Raw genomic sequence first — 20,284 nt, forward strand, 5'->3', positions numbered from 1 at the left:
GCGATGCCGCGCAACACCGCGCGTCCCGGCCGACGGCCGTGACGCTCAGTCCGCCGCGAGGATCTCGTCGAGGTGCGCCAGCGGGTCGGCGATCTCGAGGGTGCGGACGTCGTCGAGCCACACGCGGAACCCGGCCACGGAGCGGGCGACGAGCAGGCGGGTGCGCCAGTCCGCGGGCCCCGTCTCGCCTCGGCGCGTCAGCAGCTGGCGGGTCATCGCCTCCTCGCGCCGCGCGAGCTGCGTCAGCGGCGAGGACCGCACTGCGCCGGTGTCGGCGGCCACCTGGAAGAACCGGGACAGCCGCTCCCAGTCGGCGATGACGTTGGCCGCCACCTCGCGCTGGCCGACGGCGACGACCTCCGCGTCGCTGAGCCCCGGAGGAGCGGCGGCCATCGCGGCCTCGAGCCGGTCGGCCATCTCGCGCACCGGCTCCAGGAGGACGGCCTCCTTCGTCGGGAAGTACCGGAAGAAGCTGCGCGGCGCGACGTCCGCGGCGGCGCAGATCTCGTCGACCGACGTCTCGGCGTACCCGCGCTCGGCGAACAGCCGGATGGCGACGTCGACTACGCGCGCCTTCGCCGCCGCCCGCTTGCGCTCGCGCAGGGTCGGCTCGGCCTCGGGCGACGCGGGGTGGTCAACGGGTCCGGTCATCTGCCCCGAGATTGTGGCATCTTCTGTCTCGAGGCAGAAACTGCCATGAGGAGAGACATGTCGCACCGCAGCCCCCACCAACCCACCACCCCGGACGGCGCCGGACCCGACGAGGGCTGGGAGCCGCAGCAGATCGCGGCCCTCGCGGCCGTCGCGATCTGCGGCGTCCTCGTGGCGCTGACGCAGACCCTGCTCGTGCCGGTCCTCCCCGAGCTCCAGCGCGACCTCGGCAGCTCGACGAGCGACACGCAGTGGCTGCTGACCTCGACGCTGCTGTCCGCCGCGATCGCCGTCCCGGTGTTCGGCCGCCTCGCCGACCTCTACGGCAAGCGCCTCATGCTGCTCGTCGCCGCGGGCGCCCTGACCGTCGGCTCGCTGATCTGCGCGCTCTCGAGCGACCTCGCGCCGCTCATCGTCGGCCGCGCGGTCACGGGAATGTCGGCCGCGGCGATCCCTCTGGGCATCAGCCTCATCGGCACCGTCCTGCCGGCCAAGCGCGCCGGCACGGGCATCGCGCTCGTCTCCGCCACCCTCGGCATCGGCGGCGCCCTCGGCCTGCCGCTGGCGGCCCTCATCGCCGAGAACGCCGATTACCACGTCCTCTTCTGGATCTGCGTCGCCGGCGGCCTCGCCGCGATCGTGGGCATCGCGACCAGCGTCGCCGAGCCGCCCCTGGGTTCCTCGGGCAGCTTCGACTTCTTCGGCGCCGTGCTCCTGAGCGCCGTGCTCGTCTGCCTGCTGCTCCCGCTGGCGCAGGCGTCGAACTGGGGCTGGGGCGATCCGAAGACGATCGGCCTGCTCGTCGCGGCCGTCGTCGGCCTCCTGACCTTCGTGACCGTCGAGCGGCGCACGACGTCGCCGCTGATCGACGTGGCCAGCAACGCCCGGAAGTCACTCCTGCTCACGAACGTCGCGTCGATGTTCGTCGGCTTCGCGCTGTTCGCCAGCCTGATCGGTACCGCCGCCTTCGTGCAGGCGCCGCCGCAGGCCGGCTACGGGTTCGGCTCGTCCGTGCTCGAGGGCGGCCTGGCGATGCTGCCCAGCGGCGTCGCGATGATCCTGCTCTCGCCGGTGTCGGCGCGGATGTCCAGCCGCCTGGGCCCGAAGATCACCCTGGCGATCGGCGCGTCGATCGTCGCGCTCGGGTTCCTCGTCCGCATCGTACTCGTCGACTCGTACTTCCAGGTCGTGCTCGGCACGACGATCGCCGGCGCCGGCACGGGCATCGCCTACGCCGCGATGCCGAGCCTGATCCTGCTCGGCGCGCCGAAGTCCGAGCTCGCAGCGGCCAACGGGCTCAACACGCTCTTCCGCAGCGTGGGCAGCTCGCTGGCCAGCGCCATCGGCGGCACGCTCCTGGCGGCGCAGACGATCGCGCTGGCCGGCAACGAGCTCCCGTCGCTGGACGCCTACCGGCTCCTCTTCGCGATCTGCGCGGGGGCGGCACTGGCCGGCGCGCTCATCGCCCTGGTGATCCCGAAGGCCGACGACTCCGCCGCGGCCGAGGCCGGCGCGGCGGCCCCGGCGCCCGCGGCCTGACGGGCCGGAGCCGGGCGGCCACCGCCCGCGGGGTAGCCGGCCGGGCGGGCGGTCGCACACGCCTCCCGCACCCTTGCGGCGCGGGCCGGCGGGAACGGCGAGGGCCCCTCCTGGGAGGGGCCCTCGGTCCTGCGGTGGCCGGCGCCCGCGGGCGCCGGGCGGGGAGTCCGCGCCGGGAGCGCGGACGGTCCTAGCGGCGCTTCAGCACGCGCGCCGAGACGTACTGCTTCTTCTCGATCGCGGTGGTGAACTTCGCGGCGAGGACCAGCGACGCCTTCGGGCGCGCCTTCAGGGTCGCGCGGCCCTTGGCGGTCGTCTTGATCGTGACGACGATCGAGCCGGCCTTCGTGACCTTGCGGGTGACCTTGCCCACGACCCGCACCTTCTTGCCGACCTTGACGCCGAGCTGGTAGCTCACGCGGCCGGCCTGCGGGAAGGCGTCGGTGAACCGGAAGACCCGGAGGCTGCGGGACAGCGTGACCTTCTTCGGGGCCTTCTTCAGCGCCTTGAGCATCGCGGCCTTGGAGACCGGATCCGTCGTCGGCTTCGGGGCCACGACGGGCTTCGTCGGGGCGACCGGCGGCACCGTGCCGGCCGGGACCGGCGCGACCGGGGCCGGGGTCGACGGCGTGTCGCCACCGGACGCCGGCGGCTGCGGCAGGTCCGCGGCGAGGCGGTAGCCCGCGGGGAGCACCTTCTCGGCCGGGGCCTGGACCTGGCCGGCCGCGGCACCCGGGGCCTCGGCCGTCGGGATCCGCAGCTGCAGGTTCTGCACGCCGACGGGCGCCTGGCCCGTCGACCGCTGGGCGTAGGGGTAGTCCTGGCCGAGCAGCTCGAGCTTGACCTGGTGCCCCTCGGCGATCTTGTACGCCTGCGGGTGCAGCTGGAACACCTGGCGGCTGGTGCCACCCGGGTTCGTCGGACGGTACGTGGCGCGCGCGATCAGACGCTCGCGGTTCGTGGCCGGGTCGACGTCGTAGAGGCGGGCGTAGACCGCGTCGTTCGCGTTCTTGACCGTCAGGTCGGCGACGACCGTCGGGGAGCCCAGCAGCGTGTAGCCGCCGGCCGGGGCAGCCGGGGTGCGGTACACGGCGGCGCCGGGGGTGTCGGTGGCGTCGGCGTCGGTGCAGACCGTCGGGGCCGGCGAGTTCGGGTTGATCTGCGGGTCCTCCGGCGAGAACGTGCTCGTCGCCTGCGTGTCGGGCGCGACCGTCTGGGCGGCGGCGCCGTCCACGCGGACCTCGCCCGGGGCGAGCGACGCCCAGTTCTTCGCGCGGAAGGTCTGACCGGCGGAGCCGATCGGGCACGTGCTCGTCACGGCGGTCACGCCACCGACGGCGTCGGCCGGCGCGGCGCCCTGGCCCTTGACGTAGTGGGCGAACCAGGCGTTCTGGGCCTGGATCAGCTCGCCGAAGCCGGCGACGCCGCCACCGGTCCCGCCGGAGCGGTTGCCGTGGCCGAGGTCGAGGTTGAAGATCGAGATCGGCGTGTTCGGGTGGTTCGCGCGGACCTTGTTGTAGTACCGCAGGCCCTCGTCGGCGGGGAACAGGTCGTCGTTCCAGCCGTTCTCGAGCAGCACCGGCGCCGGGGCGACGGAGTCGTCGGTGCCGTAGGCGCCGTGGCGCGGGAAGGCGTCGAGCTGCTGCTGGACGACCGGGTCCAGGTCGTACGGCCCGCCGGTGTTGTTCGTCGCGAGCCAGGGCGTGATGTTCGCCGTCGGGTCGGAGTGGGAGGGGGCGTAGAAGCCGGTCTGGGCACCGCCGCCGTACAGCGAGAGGTTCCACACGTACTTCTCGATGCCGAAGCGGTTCTTGCCGTTCGGACCGGAGTACGGGTTGTAGGCCGCGTAGTCCAGGCCGCTGCCGTTGGGCATGAGCGACTGCACGAGGTCGGACCAGCCGAAGAGGGGCGCCGTGGCGGCGATCTGCATCGGCTTGCCCTGCGGGCTCGTCCACGGCACGAGCGTGCCGTCGGTCTGCACGACGCGGTTCTTCAGCGCGCCGAGCTGCATCGACATGCCGCCGCCGTAGGAGCCGCCGGTCGCGCCGATCTTCTGCGGGTCGATGGCGCCGTCGTCGGCGAGCTGGCCGAGCAGGTACTGGGCGTCGCGGACCTCCCAGGCGTTGTCCATCAGGTGGATGTAGCCCTTCGCGCACGCGGCGGGCTTCGGCGCGGGCACCAGGACGCCGCACGAGGCCCAGAAGCCGCGGGTCGTGATGGTCATGACGGCGTAGCCCTGCTGGACCCAGCGCTGGACGGCCGGGCTGCTCGACGCGTCCTTGAACTGCCCGTAGCCGTGGAAGACGCCGACGACCGGGAAGTTCCCGTCGCCGGACACGGGGGCCCTGGGCAGCGTGACGGTCGCGTCGATGGGTGCGCCGTCGAAGCTCGGGACCGTCGTCGGGGTCACGGCGGGGTTGTTGCCGGCCTGCGAGCCGCACCAGCGCTGGCCGTCAATCGCGCCCCCGCTCTGGGTGGCGCACGCGATCGGCCGCGACGTGCCGGTGAACACCTGCGTGATCGGGTCTGCGGCGTTCGCGGCTGGCGCGAAGGCCAGTGCCGCGAACACGGCCCCGATGATCGGGATCTTCCTCATGCTGCTCCCCCTCAGGTACCTGGGGTGCCGGGACCGAGGGGGTCACGCGGCACCGTCGCGTGATGAACGCGACGCGCCAGACTAGGCCGTACCGGCGCGTAGGGGTGAGTGTTTTCGCAAGCCTCGGACACCCGTCCAGAAACACGGTGCTACGAGCGCCGCGGCGCCACGTTCAACGGTCGTTCCGGGGCGTGGCGTCTCGCATCGGCCACCGGGCCGGCCTGCGCCCGGCCCTAGGGCGAGAGCAGCTCGCGCAGCTGCGCCCACGACTCCACGATCGCCGCGACCCCGACCTCGCGCAGCGCGTCGATCCGCGCCGCGCGCTCGTCCGGGGCGACGAACTGCAGGTTGCCGACCGTCGGGAATCCGGCGGCGACGGCCGACTGGGCGCCGACGACGGCGTCCTCGATCGCCACGGCCTGGGGGCCGGCGACGCCCAGGGCCTCCCCGGCGAAGAGATAGACGGCCGGGTCTGGCTTGCTCGTCGGCACCGGGAGGGAGTCCTCGGCGCTGAAGCGGTCCGCGACGGGGAAGAGCTCGTCGAGGCCCGCGGCGGTGAACGACGCGGCCAGGCGGCCCAGCGCGCTCGAGCTGACGACCGTCAGGCGGTAGCGCCCCGCCAGCGCGCGCAGCGGCTCGTGGACAGCCGGGTCGGGGCGCAGCTCGCGACCGAGGTGCGCGGTGACCTCCTCGCGCTCCTGCTGCACGCGGCGCTCGAGCTCGTCCGGGGGCAGGTCGACGCCGTGCTCGGCGGCGAGCGCCAGCGCGGTCGAGCGGAAGTTCCGGCCCTCCGCCGCCCGGCGCAGCTCGTCGACCTCGAACTGCCGGTCGACGCCCAGGTCGTGCAGCAGGCGGTTCGTGACGACCGTCGACGCCTCGAACGCGAGGCCCTCGGACGGGAAGAGGTTGCCGTCGGCGTCGCAGAGCAGCACCTCGACGGCGGACGCGTCGATCGGCGCGTAGGAGAGGATCTCGCCCGGCATCAGACCCGGGTTCCCGTCCGGTCCAGGGCCTCGGCGAGCGCCTGGCGCGCGCCGACCCGCTGGATGCGCACGAGGGCGTCCTCGAGCTCCTCCGCGAACGCCTCGTCCTCGCCCAGCGGCCCGAACAGCTCGGGCTCGGCGAGCAGGCCGCGGGGGTCGGTGCCGCCCGCCCGGGCCAGCGCCTGCAGGCGGTCCGCGGCCGGGTCCTCGACGGGCACGGGCGCGCCGTGCTCGTCGACGCCGCGCAGGTAGCGCAGCCAACCGGCGACGGCCAGGGTCAGCAGGGGGTGGGCGCCGCCCCGGGCGCGGATCTCGACGATGGAGGACACGATGTGGGACGGAACCTTGACGGATCCGTTGCGGCACAGGCGGGCCAGGGGGTCCGCAAGCGTGGCGTTGGCCAGGCGGCGCAGCACACTCTCGCGGTAGCGCCCGAGGTCGAGGCCGTCCGGGGGCGGCAGGATCGGCGCGATCTCGTCGGCCATCATCCGCCGCAGGTAGTCGTGGAACACCTCGTCGGCGACGGCGGCGTCCGTCGTGCGGTGCCCCGCGAGGTAGCCCAGGGGGCCCAGCGCGCAGTGGCTGCCGTTGAGCATCCGCGTCTTCACGAGCGCGTAGGGGCGGACGTCATCGACGAACCGCACCCCGACGGCGTCGAGCGGCGGCCGGCCGTCGGAGAACCGGTCCTCGACGACCCACTGCGAGAACGGCTCGGTGATGACGGGCCAGCGGTCGCGGATCCCGAACTGCCGCGCCACCATCGCCCGGTCCTCGTCCGTGGTCTGGGGGGTGATCCGGTCGACCATCGAGCTCGGGAACGCGCCCTGATCGGCGATCCAGTCCGCCAGCGCCGGGTCGCGCAGGCGGGCGAAGGAGCAGACGGCCTGGCGGGTCAGCGCGCCGTTATCGGGCGCGTTGTCGCAGGAGAGCACCGTGAAGGGCGGCAGGCCGGCGCGCCGGCGGCGGTCGAACGCCTCGACGAGGAACCCCAGCGCCGAGCGGGGCTCGGTCGGCGTGGCCAGGTCGGCGACGACGTCGGGGTCGTCCGCGGCGAAGTGGCCCGTGGAGGGATCGACCTTGTAGCCGTTGCGCGTGATGGTGAGCGTGACGACGCGGGTGCGGGCGTCGGCCAGCGCGTCGACGACCCCGGCGCGATCCTCCGGGGCGAAGAGGTAGCGGTTGATGACGCCGACGACGCGCGCCTCGTCGCCGTCCGCGCCGCGGGCGACGACGGTGTAGAGCCCGTCCTGGGCCGCGAGCGCCGTGCGCATCTCGGGCCGGCGCAGGCCCACGCCGACGAGGCCCCAGGCGTTCGTGATCCCGCGCTCCGCGAGCGCGTCGAAGTACATCGCCTGGTGCGAGCGGTGGAACGAGCCGACGCTCATGTGGACGACGGACGGCACGAGCGCGTGGCGGTCGTACGTGGGCACGCTGACCTTCCCGGCGTGCCGGGCGAGGGTGCGGTCCGAGAGGCGGCGCGCGCGCATCAGGCGCCCACGCACGCCGGTGCCCGGTTCGCGATCATGCGGGGCACATGCGTCTCGTCTACAACGCCTTCGCCGGCCGGTTCGCCGACAGCCCCCGCGCCCTGTACGAGGAGCTCGTGCGCCGCGGCGGGGACCACGAGCACGTCTGGCTCGCGGACCCGAAGCACGTCGACGCCTTCCCGGAGGGCGTGCAGACGGCGATCCTCGACAGCCCGGAGGGCATCGCGGCGCTCGAGGCCTGCGACGCGCTGATCGCCAACACGCACACCGAGGTCGAGTGGGAGAAGAAGCCGGGGGCCGTCTACCTGCAGACCTGGCACGGGACGCCGCTCAAGCGGATCCACTGGGACGTCCTGTGGGCGCCGGAGGGCCGCCTGGAGCGCCTGCAGCGCGACGTCGACCGCTGGGACCTGCTCGTCTCGCCCAACGCCGCGTCGACCCCGCTGCTGCGCGGGGCCTTCCGCTACGAGGGCGAGGTCCTCGAGACGGGCTACCCCCGCAACGACGTCCTGTCCGGTCCCGACAAGGACGCGATCCGCGCCCGGGTGCGCGAGCGGCTCGGCATCGCGGAGGGCACCCGTGCGGTCCTCTACGCGCCGACCTGGCGCGACGACGTCGTCTTCGCGGGCGGCGACGAGCCGCTCGAGCTGGACCTCGACGTGGAGCGGATGGCGGCGGAGCTCGGCGACGACCACTGCCTGCTGCTGCGGCTGCACTACATGCTCACCGGCCGGTTGAAGGCCTTCGGTTCGGACGCGATCAAGGATGTCTCGTTCTACCCGGACATCAGCGAGCTCTATCTCGCCGCCGACGTCCTGATGACGGACTACTCGTCCACCATGTTCGACTTCGCGGTGACCGCGAAGCCGGAGCTCTTCTTCGTCCCGGACCTCGAGACCTACCGGGACACGACGCGCGGCTTCTACTTCGACTTCGAACCCGTGGCGCCCGGCCCGCTGCTGGCGGACACGGACGGTGTGATCGCGGCGCTGCGCGACCTGCCGGCCGTGACCGCGCAGAACGCCGACCGCTACGCGACGTTCCGGGAGCGTTTCGCCCACCTCGAGGACGGGCACGCGACGGAGCGCGTGCTGGACCGCCTGCTCAGGACGCAAGGCGACCGACCGGCGTAGCGGGCACGTCGACGAGGGCGCGCTCCACCAGCTCGGCGACGGTGGAGCGCCGCCCGAACCGCTTGCGGGACAGGATCGTCCAGCGGTCGGGGCGGATCGACGGCGCCGCGAGCACGGCGTCGACGACCTCGTCGTGGGTCAGTCCGAGGTCCGCGGGACACACGGGCAGGCCGAGCCGGGAGTACAGGCGGCGCAGCGTGTCCAGCAGCGGCGACTCGTGCGCGGCCGCGGTGATCAGGGTGCCGAGCGCCACCTGCTCGCCGTGCAGCGCGGCCCGGGAGCCGAGCTGGGCGTCGAGGACGTGCGAGATCAGGTGCTCCGCGCCGCTGCAGGGCCGGCTCGTGCCGGCGGCGGCCATCGCGAGCCCGGAGAGCAGCAACCCCTCGGCGAGCACGCGGTGCGAGGCCGGCGAGCGGACCTCCTCGAGGTCGAGCGCGGGTCGGGCGGCGGCCTCGGCGATCATCGCCGCGTAGGCGTCGAAGCGGTCGTGGCCGCGCTTGTCGGCCAGCCGCCAGTCGAGGCCGGCGGTGAGGTTCGAGACGAGGTCGCCGACACCGGCGAGGATCGTCGGCTGGGGCGCCCCGCCGATGGCGGCGACGTCGACGACGATGCCGGCGGGCATGCGCGCGGCGTGGCTCGCGCGGACGCCGTCGCGGTCGACGAGGGACGCGACGGGGGACGAGATGCCGTCGTTCGACACGGCCGTCGGCACGCTCACGAAGTCGATGTCCGTGCGGGCCGCGGCGAGCTTGAGGGTGTCGAGCGCGCGGCCGCCGCCGACGGCGACGGCCACCGTGACCGCCTCCTCGATGATCGTCGCGGCGACGTCGGCCGCCTGGGCCAGCGTGCCCGTCAGGTCGGGGACGAACCGCACCCGTACGTCGTGGGCGCGCAGGCCGGCCACGACGTGCTCGGCGAGCACGCGGGACGGGCCGGGGCCGCTGCCGACGAGGACGTGGTCCAGCTCGAACTCGTGGTCCCGCAGGAGCGGGCCGACCTCGCGCAGGCAGCCGGTGCCGACGTGCAGCAGCCGGGGAATGGCGACCTCGCGGACGCGGGAGCCGCTCATCGCGCCGCCAGCTGCTCGGCCGTCCGCAGGTCGGCGTCGTCGTCGATCTCGACCCAGTCCGAGTCCGGGAGGGGCCACACGTGCCAGGCGACGCCCTCGGCCGCCGTGCGGCCGACCGCGCCCTCGTACCACTCGTTCCGGCTCGCGTGGTGGCCCTCGAAGGTCGCCAGGCGGTCGCGGAACGCGTGCAGCACCGGGCCGCGGGCGAGCAGGATGCCGATGTACTCGCCGACGGGCGCGTCGATGTCGACCTTGCCGATGCGGTCGAGCGTGCCGTCGGCGCGGCGGGCGACCTTCATGGACTCGTCCGTCAGGTCGCGGGCGAGGTCGACGGCGAGCAGGCCGTCGGCGGGGCCCGCGGCCGCCGCGCGGAGGAACGCGGTCACGTGCGCGGGGGACACGAGCAGGTCGCCGTTCATGACGACGATCGGGCCGTCCTCGGGCAGCTCGCGGATGGCCTTGAGGACGGACCACCAGTTGTTGATCTCGGCGTAGTCCGGGTTACGGACGATGCCGACGGGCTCGTCGCGCAGGGCGAGCTCGCGCTCGATCGCCTCGCCGGCGTGGCCGACGACGACGCGGACGGAGGCGACGGCGTCGCCGGCGGCGCGGATCCCCTCGAGCTGGCGGTCCGCGATCGTCCGCCCGTTCACGTCCAGGAGCCACTTCGGGGTGTCGTCCCCGACGGTCCCGAGACGGCTCCCGCGCCCGGCCGCCAGCACGACCACATGCACGGGGACGGCACCGGATGGTGCGGCATCAGCGTGAACGTGGGCGAGGGGATCAGACATCGGAAACACTTTAGTAACAATGCCCGATCCGGCCGGCTGGTATGCCTCCGGGGGTCTAAGACCTGCCCTACGCGGGTACTCCAGCGTGGCGCTTCGCGCGTCTCGGGGGTCAGAACGGCGTGCCGAGGGGGGACCTCGAGCCGCTCGCGGGGGCTCGCCAAGGCGCTCGCGGGCGCCAGCGCGGCCGGTCAGCCGCCCCAGCCGCGGATCCCCACCCGCACGCGGCCGTCGTGGCGCCCGCGCGGGCCGGAAGCTGGCGCCCGTCCTTGTCCCGGAGGACAAGGACGGGCGTACGACCTACGGCTAGGTTGGTCCGGTCGGGGTCGTGGAGGCCCCGGCGCGGCTCGCCCTCACGAGCCGTCGACCCGCCTCGAGGAGTCGCATGATCCCCCGTCCCCGCGTGCTCGCCGCTCTGCTCGGCGCCGCCTTCCTGGCGGTGGCACCCGCCACCGCCGGCGCCTCGTCGGCCTCCCGGTCCGCCGACGCCTACCGCGCCGTGAGCGGGACGCCCGCGGCGCGCCACGCGGGCAACCCACGCGAGGTCGATCCGGCGCGCTTCCACGCCTTCACCGTCGACCACGGGGCGCTGCGCAGTGTCCTCGCCGACGCACCCGCCCCGCGGCCCACCGCGCGTCGCGGCGGCGACGCGCTGACCGTCACGCTGCCGGGGCCGGACGGGCAGGAGGCAAGGTTCGCGGTGCAGGAGTCCCCGGTGCTCGACGCGGAGCTCGCCGCCGCGCACCCCGAGATCAAGACGTACGCCGGCGTGGGCGTCGACGACCCGACGGCGACCGTGCGGATGGACCTCACGCCGCTCGGCCTGCACGCCGCCGTCCGCGGCGCCGAGGGCCTCTGGTACGTCGACCCGTACTACCGCGACGACCGCTCCCTCTACGTCTCCTACCGCCGCGAGGACCTGGGGGCGAGCGTCCACGGCCCGCTCGTCGAGCCGGAGGACGCGTTCGAGCCCGAGGCGCTCGAGCCGTTCGCCAACGGCGCCCCGCGCGCGGGCGGCACGGTCACGCAGCACACCTACCGGCTGGCGCTCGTCACCGATCCGACCTACGCCGCGTACTTCGGCGCCGAGAACGTCCTGGCGGCGAAGGCCACGCTGATGGCACGTGTGAACCAGATCTACAACGACGACGTCGGCGTGCACCTGCAGCTCAGCAACGCCACGCTGCCCGAGGGCGAGGCGCCGGGCGAGGACCCCAGCGGCGACGCCCTGAACCTCGACACGCCGGCCGAGATGTACGGGCCGAACGGGCCGTGCGGCACCGCTCCCTGCTACACCGTCGAGGACCCGGAGCAGGTCGCGTGCGACGGCGACGTCCTGAACTCCAACGTCACGGCGATCCCGCAACTCATGCGGGGCGAGCCGTTCGAGATCGGCCACATCGCCCTGGGCGCCCCGGGCGGCGGCGTCGCCGAGCTCTCGGCGGTCGGCCTGACGTACAAGGCCGTCGGCTGCACCGGGATCCCGACTCCGGTGGGCGACTTCTTCGCGGTCGACTACGTCGCCCACGAGATGGGGCACCAGTTCGGCGGCAACCACACCTTCGCCGGGACGGACCGCAACTGCTCTACCGGCAACCGCAACGACGGCTCCGGCTCGGAGGGCCCCAGCGCGCGGGGCACGTCCGTCGAGCCCGGCTCGGGCAGCTCCGTCATGGCCTACGCCGGCATCTGCGACGCCGACGACCTGCAGCCCCACTCCGACCCCTACTTCTCGCAGCGGTCGATCGCCGAGATCGTCAACCACACGGTCCGGGAGTACACCGCGCTGCAGGAGTACCAGACGGTCTCGTTGCGGTCGTTCGGCGCCGGGGACGCGTTCCGGCTGCGCAACGGCGCGCAGGTGTCCTCGCCCGTCACCTTCGGCACCGGCTACACGGCGGCGGCGATCCAGGCGGCCCTGGCCGAGATCGCGATCCCGGGCACGGCGGTCACCCCCTACGGCACGGCCGAGACGTTGGGGCCTGAGGGCTTCGGTATCGCGTTCGGCGACGACCTCGACCGCCCGCTGATCGAGGTGGAGCCCGCCGACGCCACGACGGACGTCACCGGGTTCGCGGGGGAGACCGTCAAGGGCGGCACCCCGACGAACAAGGGCACGTCCGTGGCCACGGGCAACCGCGTCCCGGAGGTGAGCGCGCCGGCCACGGCGACCGTCCCGCTGCAGACCCCCTTCACGCTGACGGGCTCCGGCACCGACCCCGACGGCGACCGGCTCTCCTACCTGTGGGAGCAGAACGACCCGAACAAGGCGGGCGGCACCTCGCTGGTCAGCAACGCCAAGGTCACGGGCCCGCTGTTTCGGATCTTCGGCCGACGCGCCGTGGTCAGCGACGCGGACGCCCTGAAGACGCCGTCCCCGGGCGGGAACGTGGCCTCCGCCGACCCGTCGCGCACCTTCCCCGACATGGCGCAGATCCTCGCGGGCAACACGAACGCCGCCTCGGGCACGTGCCCCGCCGCCGCGGCCACGGAGGCGGACGACCCGCCCGTCGCCCCCGACACGGTCGAGTGCTTCGCCGAGTTCCTGCCGACCTCCGCGTACCTGGGCAACACGGGCGTGGCACGGCTCATGCATTTCCGCCTGACCGCGCGCGACGCCCGGATCGGGGGAGGGGGCACCGGCTCGGCCGACACGGCCGTCCGCATCGACCCGACGGCCGGCCCGTTCCTCGTGACCTCGCAGGCGACGCCGTCGTCCGCCGCCGCGGGCGGTCCGCTCGCCGTCACCTGGAACCGGGCCAACACGGACAACGCGACGACGAACGTCCAGAACGTCCGGATCCTGCTGTCCACGGACGGCGGCACGACGTTCCCCACGGTGCTCGCGACCTCGACCCCGAACGACGACGCCGAGACGGTCACGCTGCCCGCGGGCACGGAGACGAGCGCCGCGCGGATCAAGGTCGAGGCCGTCGGCGGCGTCTTCTTCGACGTCACGGACGCGCCGCTGACGATCACCGCTCCGGCGGCGCCCGGGACGGAGCCGCCGACGCCGACCACGCCGACGCCCGCCACGCCGACGCCGGACACGCCCGCCCCGACCGCCCCGACCCCGACGAGCCCCGCCCCGACCACGCCGACGCCGGTTCCCGCCCCGCCGACGCCGACCCCCACGACGGCCACCCTGCGGCCGAGCCTCTCGGGGCTCGCGTCCCGCGTGCCGCTGGCGTCGACGGGGCGCGTGCCGGTCCGCGTGCGCTGCGTGGTCGTCGGGTCCGGCGCGGCCCCGGGACGGTGCACGGGCAGCGTCCGGATCACGACGCGCATCGGGCGGCGCACGGTGACGATCGGCACCGCGTCCCTGCGGGGCGCGCCTGCCGGCTCGACGGTGCGGGTGCGCCTCACGGTCCGCGGTCGCCGGCTCGCGGCCCGGCGGACAGGCGTGACGGTGCGTGTGCGGGTGAGCGTGCGCACGGGTGGGACGACGCGGACCGCGACGAAGGCGGTCCGGGTGATCCGGGCACGCTGACCGCGGGTAGACGTCTGTCCTATACGGCGCCTCGGCCGGTCGTCCACCACGGTGCACACGTGTTGGGTGAAGCGGCGGCGCGGCCGACCACCTCACCATGGAGGACGTCGGCCGACTACGCACACCGCCCCCGTGGCCGTGGGCGCTGGCCGTGCTCGCCGTCGTGATCGTCGGCCTGGGCGGCCTGCACGTGCTCGAGCAGCGTCACGACGCCGCGAAGGAGGGCGCGGTCGCCGCGCAGGTCGTGGTCCGGCAGATCGAGGCGCTCGCGGGCGACGACGGCGGCCGGGCCGTCGCCACCGACACCGAACGGGCCGTCGCCGTCGCCGCGCTCGACCAGGCGGTGCGGGCCACGCGCGCGGCGTTCGGCGAGCTCCGCCGGTCGACGAGCGGTGCCGACGTCGACCGGTTGAGCGTCATCGTCGCGGAGTCCGCCGCGCTGCTGAGGCGGCCTGCCGACGCCACCCTGGCGCGGCTGATGGGGGCCAAGGCCCTCGAGGGCTACGACGTCGCCCGGGGGATCGTCGCCCGGCAGCGCGCCGAGGTGCGGTCGATCCGTCGGCAGACCGCGGCGGGACAGGGGTCGATCGTGGTGGTGGTCGGGGCGCTCGTGCTCATGGTGCTGCTGGCGGCCAAGCGCGCGTTCGAGGCCGAGGCCACACGACACACCGCCCACCTCGTGGAGCTCGCGCACCTCGACCCGCTCACGGGCATCGCCAACCGCCGCTCGCTCTCCCGCGACGCCCCGTGCGTCGAGCGCCGGAACGACGCCCAGGTCCTCGTGCTCGACCTCGACGGCTTCAAGGACCTCAACGACCGGCTGGGCCACGACGCCGGCGACCGTCTGCTCGTCGACGTCGCCCGCTCGCTGGCGGACGACCTCGACGGCACCGTCTACCGCACCGGCGGTGACGAGTTCTGCATCGTCGCCCCGGACGGTGACGGGGACCTGGCGAGCCAGGCCGAGCGCCTCGTCCGCGCCGTCGCCCCGGAGGGCGTGACCGCTAGCGTCGGCGTGGCCCGCCTGCCGCACGAGGCGGACGGCCTGCTCGCGGCCCTCAAGCTGGCGGACGCCCGCATGTACGCGGCGAAGCTCTCCCGGCGCACCGGGCGCCCCGCCGACGCCGGCGGACACCCGATCCCCCGGCCCGGGTTCGCGCAGGCCTAGGCGGCCGGCGTGACCGCGGGCAGGCGCAGGAGCCGCCGGCCGCGCTCGGGCATCCACCAGTTCCAGCGGCCGAGCCACGAGACGGTGGCGGGGACGAGCAGCGAGCGCACGATGAGCGCGTCGAAGAGGACGCCTGCGGCGAGTCCGGTGGCGAGCACCTGCAGGTCGGCGTCGCCGGAGGTCGCCATGGAGGCGAACGCGAGGAAGACGATCAGCGCCGCGCTGGTCACGAGCCGTCCGGTGCCGGCCATCCCGCGCACGACCGCCTCGTCGGTGGAGCCGGTGCGGTCGTACTCCTCGCGCATCCTGGCGAGGATGAACACCTCGTAGTCCATCGAGAGCCCGTAGATGAACGCGAACACGATCACGGGCGCCCACGACAGCACGGCGCCGTTCGCGCCGGTGCCGAACAGCAGCTCGGTGCCGACCCCGTGCTGCCAGACGAGCGTCATCACGCCCCAGGTCGCGAAGACCGACAGCAGGTTCATCGCGATCGCCTTCGCGGGCAGCACGATCGAGCGGAACGCGCGCGCGAGCAGCACGAACGTGACGACCGAGATCAGCACGAGCATCAGCGGGAAGGAGCCGTAGACGCCGTCGACGAAGTCCTTCGTCTCTGCGGTGCCTCCGCCGACCGTCGTCGCGGGCAGCGCGGCGGCGGCGTCACGCACGGCGTCGACCGCCTCGCGTCCGGTCTGCGAATTGGTGTCGCTGCGGGGGAGGACCTCGACGACCGCTTGACCATCGGCGCGCCACGCGCCGCGCGGTGCGCTGGCGGCTCGGACACCGTCGACCGCCGCCATGCGGGCGGCGGTGTCGTCCGCCCGGCCGGCCGGGGTGAGGACCTCGATGGGTGCGAGCGGCGCGGCGCCGATGCCGGAGCGATCGAGCTGCACAACCGCGGCCTTCGGGTCGCCGGTGCCGCCGAGCGACCGTGCTTCAGGGCTGCCGAGCAGCATGCCCTGCGCGACGATGCAGAGCGCGACGAGCGCGGCGGTGCCGCCGAGCGCCGCGGCGACGCGGTGGCGGATGACCAGGCGCGTCCAGCCGGCCCAGTGCCGCTCGGCGCGGTCGGTGCGGCGCAGCCGGCGGGCGTCGGCGACCGGCCCGACCGTCGCGAGCACGACGGGCAGCAGCGTCAGCGCGACGACGACGGACACGAGCGGGATGAGCAGGCCGCCGAAGCCCATCGAGCGCAGGAACGGCACCGGCAGCACGAGCGCCGAGAGCAGTCCGATCGCCACGGTGGTGCCGCTGAACAGCACGGCGCGCCCCGCGGTTCCGGCGGCGTGCACGATCGCCTCCTCGTTGCTGCGCCCGCGCTCTCGTTCCTCACGCCAGCGCATGACGATCAGGAGCGCGTAGTCGATCGCGACGCCGAGGCCGATCAGCGAGACGAGGAAGACGACGACCAGGTTGACCTCGGTCAGCGCGGTGAGCCCCCAGACGGCCAGCAGCGTGACCGGGATCGCGACGATCGCCATCAACAGCGGCACGAGCGCGAGTGCGGACGCGAAGACGAACGCCAGCACGATCAGTGCCCCGACGCCGGCGATGAGCGTCTCGTTCAGGAAGGCGGGGCCGCCACCCTCACCTGGCGCTTCGCGGGCCAGCAGCGCGGCACCCGTCAGCCGGACCTCGGCGCCGCCCACACGAGCGCCGGCGGCGGCTTCCTCGGCGCGCGCCAGCGTCGCGTCGCTGATCTCGTTCCCGCTCGGCCCGGCGTCCTCGACCACGGCCGACGGCGGATGCACGATCGCGAACGTGGTGCGGCCGTCGTCCGAGACGTAGGCCGGCTCGGGTGTGGAGCCGAAGGACGCGATGCGAGCGCCGGGGACGGCGCGCGCGAGGTCCCGCTCGAGTGCCCGCAGGTCGTCTCCGACCGCCGGAGCGCTTGCCGTCGTTCCGGGTGGCAGCGTGACGACGGCGACGAGCGGCGGGGTGGCACCGCCCGAGTCGAAGCGATCGACGATCCGCTCGTTCGCGATGGTGCTCGCGCTGTTGGGCATCGTGAAGTTCTCGTTGAGCGCGTCGGTGACCTTCGCGGAGCCGTAGAACCCGACGAGGGTGAGCGCCAGCCAGCCGACCGCGACCAGGCGCTTGTGGGCGAGCACCCAGCGGGTGAGGTTGGCGAGCCAGCGCCCGGCACGGTCGACCGGTTGGACGGAGATGGGTGTCGTTTGCATGACCGGGGAAGCTAGGTCGGTCGCGGCCCGCGCAAAACGTCCGCTGGGCGGGTCTTCCGTCTCCTCCCGCGGGAGGAGATGCTTCCTTCCGTGGGAGGTGTTCGGGCAGGGGGCGCGCCTCTAGGCTCTGCCTCGTGTCGAGGATCCAGTCCGCGCGGAGCCCGCGCCAGATCGCGCTCGACGCTGCGCTCACGACTGCGGTGTTCGGCTTCTCGGTCGCGCAGGTGGCCACCCAGGCGTTCGGCGCGAAGACCGGCCAGGCGGGCTCGGCCGACGTGGTCGGCGTCGCCGTCTGCCTGCTCGCCGCGCTCCCGCTGCTGGTGCGTCACCGGGCGCCGCGAGCGGCGCTGGTCGCGGTCCTCGTCGGCACGGTGGCGCTCGTCGCCCTCGACCTCGCCGTGCTGACCGCGCCCGCTCCGGCGATCGTCCTCGTCACGCTCGCCGAACGCGACCGGCGGAGACAGGACGCCTCCTTCATCCTGATCGCCTGCATCGCCGCCTTCGCGGCGTTCGTCGCCGTGACCTGGGCGCGCTTCGAACCCGAGTCGGGCGAGTACACGATCACCGCGCTCCTGTGGGCGGGCGGCTGGATCGTCGGCGATCGCCGCCGCCTGGCCCGCCAGCGGGCCGCGCAGGAGCGGGAGCGCACCGTGCGCGAGCAGCGCCTCGCGGTCGCGGAGGAGCGCACGCGGATCGCTCGTGAGCTGCACGACTCGGTCGGGCACGCGATCAACTCGATCCTCATCCAGGCCGGCGCGGCGCGGCTCGTCCAGGACAGTCAGCCCGAGCGCCGCCGCGAGGCGATCGCGAGCATCGAGGCGATCGCGCGCGAGACCATCCAGGACGTCGACGCGATCCTGGGCGGCATGCGCGACGGCGCGCCGGCCGACCTGGAGCCGCTGCCCGGCATCGACCGCATCGCCGCGCTCGTCGAGCGCCACCGGGCCGCCGGCCTGGACTTCTCGCTGCGCGACCGCACGAGCCCCGAGCTGCGATTGCCGCCACCGGTCGATCGCGCCGCCTATCGCATCGCCCAGGAGGCGATGACCAACGCCGCGCGCCACGGAACCGGCGCCGCCGAACTGACGCTCGAGTGCCGCGACGGCGTGCTGACGCTCGCGGTGGCCAACCCCGTCGCCGACGGCGCGACGGCGCGGGCCGCGGGCGGCCACGGCCTGACCGGGATGCGCGAGCGCGCCGCGCTGCTCGGCGGCACGCTGGACGCCCGCCGCGTCGGCGACCGCTTCGAGGTCCGCGCGACGCTGCCCCAAGGCCCGGGGGCACCGTGACCGACGAGCGCGGCGCGGTCCGCGTGATGCTGGTCGACGACGACGACCTCGTCCGCCGCGGCCTGCGCCTGATCCTCTCCAGCGACCCGACGCTCGACGTCGTCGCCGAGGCCGAGGACGGCGACATCGCGGTGCGCCGCGCGCCGCACCACCACCCCGATGTCGTGCTGATGGACGTCCGGATGCCACGGATGGACGGCATCACCGCGACCCGCGAGCTGATCGCACGGGTGCCCGACGCTCGCGTGCTGATCCTCACGACCTTCGACGAGGACGAGTACGTCGTCGGCGCGCTGCGCGCCGGCGCCAGCGGCTTCCTGCTCAAGCGCAGCACCCCCGAGGATCTGCTGCGCGCGATCCATGTCGTGGCCCTCGGCGACGCGCTGCTCTCCCCCGCGGTGACCCGACGCGTGATCGAGCGGGCGATCGAGCAGCCGCTCCTGAGCTCCTCCCCGGATTCCCAGCTTGGAGACCTGACGCCTCGCGAGCTCGAGGTGTTCCTGCTCATCGCCCAAGGGCGTTCCAACCGCGAGATCGCCGCCGCGCTGACCGTCGAGGAGACGACGGTCAAGAGCCACGTCCGCAACGTGCTGACGAAGCTCAGCGCACGCGACCGCATCCACGCCGTGATCCTCGCCTACGAATGCGGCGCGGTCTCGCCCGGCAAGCGGCCGGCGGCGTGATCTGCCGGGTGCCTCGCACCCGCGGCGACCATCCGTCTCGATCCGGAGGCCAAGCCGGGGTCGTGCGCGGTGCAGGTCGGATCTCGAGTTCCGTCCCAGAACGCAAAAAACCCCGCATCAGCGGGGTTTTTCGAGGCGCGCCCGAAAGGATTCGAACCTTTGACCTTCGGTTCCGTAGACCGACGCTCTATCCAGCTGAGCTACGGGCGCAACGGCGGAGAACTATAGGGCACATCCCCGGATCGCGTCGGCTGGCCGGGCGGGGGCTGGTCCCCCGGGGTGCGAAGTACGGCGCACGCCTCGCCGGGCCCGCACCGTCGTGGCCGTGGAGCGGACGGCGCGGGTCCGGCGGGCACGCCGACCGGCCCGCCGATCGCATCGCCGGCCCGGCGGCGACCGGCTCGCGTGACCGCGCGCACCTCCCAGCCGTGACGCCGCGCACGGGCGGGCCGCAGGTGAGCCGTTCTTGTGACCTCCTCCACATTCAGGGGCGTTTCGGACGGCCGATATCTCGCTAGCGTGAACGGTGCGACGGGGTTGCCCGACAGGCGCGGCGTTCGGCTCAATGAGCTGGACAGGCCTGGAGGGACCTGCGGCCCCGCGACGTCCACGGCCCATGGCCGGACGTCGTGCGACCGTCGTCGTGCCCACCCGCGCCCGCCCTTCACGGAGAGGCGGGGCCCACGGGAGGCACGGACCCCACGCACGTCCTGCCCGCCTTCGTACACGAGGCCACGCCGCGAAATGCTGCTCATCTCCGTTCTGTCCTCCGTCGCCATCGCCTTCGGCATCGGCGCCAACCTGCCCCAGATCTCCCGCATGATGCGGTCGCGCTCGGCCGCCGGCCAGAGCCCCGTCGGCTGGGCGATGGGGGCCATCACCAACCTCTGTCTCGCCTACGTCAACCTCGTCGGGCTCGGGGCCACGTTCCTCGGCCTCGCGAACCTGGCGACGGTCGTGCTCTGCTCGATCGCGATCTCGCTCACGCTGCGCTTCGGCGGCGGTGTGGCGACCGACGACGCCGCCCCGGCCCGCCCGGGGCACGACACCCTCGTCGAGCTGCCCACCCAGGAGCTCGTCCTCCTGCGCGAGGCCGTCGACTCCGCCGCCCAGCGCCGCGCCGAGTGGCGGGCCGCCCGCGCCATGGCCGAGGGCGAGGACCCGCAGGAGCTGATCGCGGCGTAGGGCCGCCCGGCCGCGGGGCGGACGCCCGCAGCCCACG

Annotated in this window: 14 protein-coding genes and 1 tRNA gene; 7 read left to right on the forward strand and 8 right to left on the reverse strand. The window is 74.1% G+C overall.

Annotation, left to right across the window (positions count from 1 at the left end):
• Window positions 1–45: 45 nt before the first annotated feature.
• A complete protein-coding gene (locus F593_RS0115685) occupies window positions 46–651 on the reverse strand; it encodes a TetR family transcriptional regulator (protein ID WP_022929700.1) in 606 nt (201 codons plus the stop codon).
• A 57-nt stretch (window positions 652–708) separates the two neighbouring features.
• Here F593_RS0115685 and F593_RS25845 point away from each other — a divergent pair, with 57 nt between their 5' ends.
• Window positions 709–2,190, forward strand: coding sequence for an MFS transporter (locus F593_RS25845; protein WP_022929701.1), 1,482 nt, complete (start codon window positions 709–711; stop codon window positions 2,188–2,190).
• Window positions 2,191–2,380: 190 nt separating this feature from the next.
• On the opposite strand, the gene F593_RS0115695 is transcribed toward F593_RS25845, so the two are convergent.
• The 3 genes from F593_RS0115695 to F593_RS25850 all read right to left on the reverse strand — a co-directional run bounded on the left by F593_RS0115695 (window position 2,381) and on the right by F593_RS25850 (window position 7,256).
• Window positions 2,381–4,786: a S15 peptidase family protein gene (locus F593_RS0115695; RefSeq protein ID WP_084630111.1), complete on the reverse strand. Its 2,406-nt coding sequence runs from the start codon at window positions 4,784–4,786 to the stop codon at window positions 2,381–2,383.
• A 233-nt stretch (window positions 4,787–5,019) separates the two neighbouring features.
• Complete coding sequence (locus F593_RS0115700; RefSeq protein WP_425415786.1) at window positions 5,020–5,772, reverse strand: HAD family hydrolase; 753 nt, start codon at window positions 5,770–5,772, stop codon at window positions 5,020–5,022.
• Window positions 5,769–7,256, reverse strand: coding sequence for a mannitol dehydrogenase family protein (locus F593_RS25850; RefSeq protein ID WP_022929704.1), 1,488 nt, complete (start codon window positions 7,254–7,256; stop codon window positions 5,769–5,771). The genes F593_RS0115700 and F593_RS25850 overlap by 4 nt, the downstream gene beginning before the upstream one ends.
• A 47-nt stretch (window positions 7,257–7,303) precedes the next feature.
• Here F593_RS25850 and F593_RS25855 point away from each other — a divergent pair, with 47 nt between their 5' ends.
• The gene (locus F593_RS25855; protein ID WP_022929705.1) at window positions 7,304–8,389 is read left to right on the forward strand and encodes a CDP-glycerol--glycerophosphate glycerophosphotransferase; all 1,086 of its coding nucleotides are present in this window, start codon (window positions 7,304–7,306) and stop codon (window positions 8,387–8,389) included.
• Here the strand turns inward: F593_RS25855 and F593_RS25860 are convergent.
• Together F593_RS25860 and F593_RS0115720 are read right to left on the reverse strand one after the other, a co-directional pair.
• Entirely contained in the window at window positions 8,361–9,458 is a 1,098-nt protein-coding gene (locus F593_RS25860; protein WP_022929706.1) for an iron-containing alcohol dehydrogenase, read from the reverse strand. The two genes, F593_RS25855 and F593_RS25860, sit on opposite strands and share 29 nt — an antisense overlap.
• Window positions 9,455–10,249 carry a phosphocholine cytidylyltransferase family protein gene (locus F593_RS0115720; RefSeq protein ID WP_084630112.1) on the reverse strand — a complete coding sequence of 265 codons (795 nt, stop codon included), beginning with the start codon at window positions 10,247–10,249 and terminating at the stop codon, window positions 9,455–9,457. Before F593_RS0115720 ends, F593_RS25860 begins: the two co-directional genes overlap by 4 nt.
• Before the next feature lie 382 nt (window positions 10,250–10,631).
• Between F593_RS0115720 and F593_RS25865 the strand changes: the two genes are divergently transcribed.
• Complete coding sequence (locus F593_RS25865) at window positions 10,632–13,736, forward strand: reprolysin-like metallopeptidase (protein ID WP_157251870.1); 3,105 nt, start codon at window positions 10,632–10,634, stop codon at window positions 13,734–13,736.
• A 97-nt stretch (window positions 13,737–13,833) separates the two neighbouring features.
• Window positions 13,834–14,904 (forward strand): GGDEF domain-containing protein, encoded by a 1,071-nt coding sequence (locus tag F593_RS31115; protein ID WP_022929709.1) that lies wholly within the window; start codon window positions 13,834–13,836, stop codon window positions 14,902–14,904.
• Here the strand turns inward: F593_RS31115 and F593_RS25875 are convergent.
• Window positions 14,901–17,090 (reverse strand): MMPL family transporter, encoded by a 2,190-nt coding sequence (locus F593_RS25875; protein ID WP_022929710.1) that lies wholly within the window; start codon window positions 17,088–17,090, stop codon window positions 14,901–14,903. The genes F593_RS31115 and F593_RS25875 overlap by 4 nt on opposite strands.
• 134 nt (window positions 17,091–17,224) lie before the next feature.
• Here F593_RS25875 and F593_RS28605 point away from each other — a divergent pair, with 134 nt between their 5' ends.
• Complete coding sequence (locus tag F593_RS28605; protein WP_022929711.1) at window positions 17,225–18,379, forward strand: sensor histidine kinase; 1,155 nt, start codon at window positions 17,225–17,227, stop codon at window positions 18,377–18,379.
• Window positions 18,376–19,062, forward strand: a complete 687-nt coding sequence (locus F593_RS0115745; RefSeq protein ID WP_022929712.1) for a response regulator — start codon at window positions 18,376–18,378, stop codon at window positions 19,060–19,062. Before F593_RS28605 ends, F593_RS0115745 begins: the two co-directional genes overlap by 4 nt.
• A 136-nt stretch (window positions 19,063–19,198) precedes the next feature.
• Here F593_RS0115745 and F593_RS0115750 read toward each other — a convergent pair.
• Window positions 19,199–19,272 (reverse strand) — tRNA-Arg (locus F593_RS0115750).
• 534 nt (window positions 19,273–19,806) lie between these two features.
• Between F593_RS0115750 and F593_RS0115755 the strand changes: the two genes are divergently transcribed.
• Window positions 19,807–20,247: a PQ-loop repeat-containing protein gene (locus F593_RS0115755; RefSeq protein WP_022929713.1), complete on the forward strand. Its 441-nt coding sequence runs from the start codon at window positions 19,807–19,809 to the stop codon at window positions 20,245–20,247.
• Window positions 20,248–20,284 lie beyond the last annotated feature (37 nt).

The organism is Patulibacter americanus DSM 16676, from assembly GCF_000420025.1.
Lineage (GTDB): Bacteria > Actinomycetota > Thermoleophilia > Solirubrobacterales > Solirubrobacteraceae > Patulibacter > Patulibacter americanus.

What these genes read in the sequence shown, in the direction of transcription:
- F593_RS0115720 (WP_084630112.1), bottom strand. Translation starts at nt 10,249, where the DNA reads ATGTCTGATCCCCTCGCCCACGTTCACGCTGATGCCGCACCATCCGGT.
- F593_RS25845 (WP_022929701.1), top strand. Translation starts at nt 709, where the DNA reads ATGTCGCACCGCAGCCCCCACCAACCCACCACCCCGGACGGCGCCGGA.
- F593_RS25875 (WP_022929710.1), bottom strand. Translation starts at nt 17,090, where the DNA reads ATGCAAACGACACCCATCTCCGTCCAACCGGTCGACCGTGCCGGGCGC.
- F593_RS0115695 (WP_084630111.1), bottom strand. Translation starts at nt 4,786, where the DNA reads ATGAGGAAGATCCCGATCATCGGGGCCGTGTTCGCGGCACTGGCCTTC.
- F593_RS0115755 (WP_022929713.1), top strand. Translation starts at nt 19,807, where the DNA reads ATGCTGCTCATCTCCGTTCTGTCCTCCGTCGCCATCGCCTTCGGCATC.
- F593_RS25850 (WP_022929704.1), bottom strand. Translation starts at nt 7,256, where the DNA reads ATGCGCGCGCGCCGCCTCTCGGACCGCACCCTCGCCCGGCACGCCGGG.
- F593_RS25855 (WP_022929705.1), top strand. Translation starts at nt 7,304, where the DNA reads ATGCGTCTCGTCTACAACGCCTTCGCCGGCCGGTTCGCCGACAGCCCC.
- F593_RS31115 (WP_022929709.1), top strand. Translation starts at nt 13,834, where the DNA reads ATGGAGGACGTCGGCCGACTACGCACACCGCCCCCGTGGCCGTGGGCG.
- F593_RS25860 (WP_022929706.1), bottom strand. Translation starts at nt 9,458, where the DNA reads ATGAGCGGCTCCCGCGTCCGCGAGGTCGCCATTCCCCGGCTGCTGCAC.
- F593_RS25865 (WP_157251870.1), top strand. Translation starts at nt 10,632, where the DNA reads ATGATCCCCCGTCCCCGCGTGCTCGCCGCTCTGCTCGGCGCCGCCTTC.
- F593_RS0115685 (WP_022929700.1), bottom strand. Translation starts at nt 651, where the DNA reads ATGACCGGACCCGTTGACCACCCCGCGTCGCCCGAGGCCGAGCCGACC.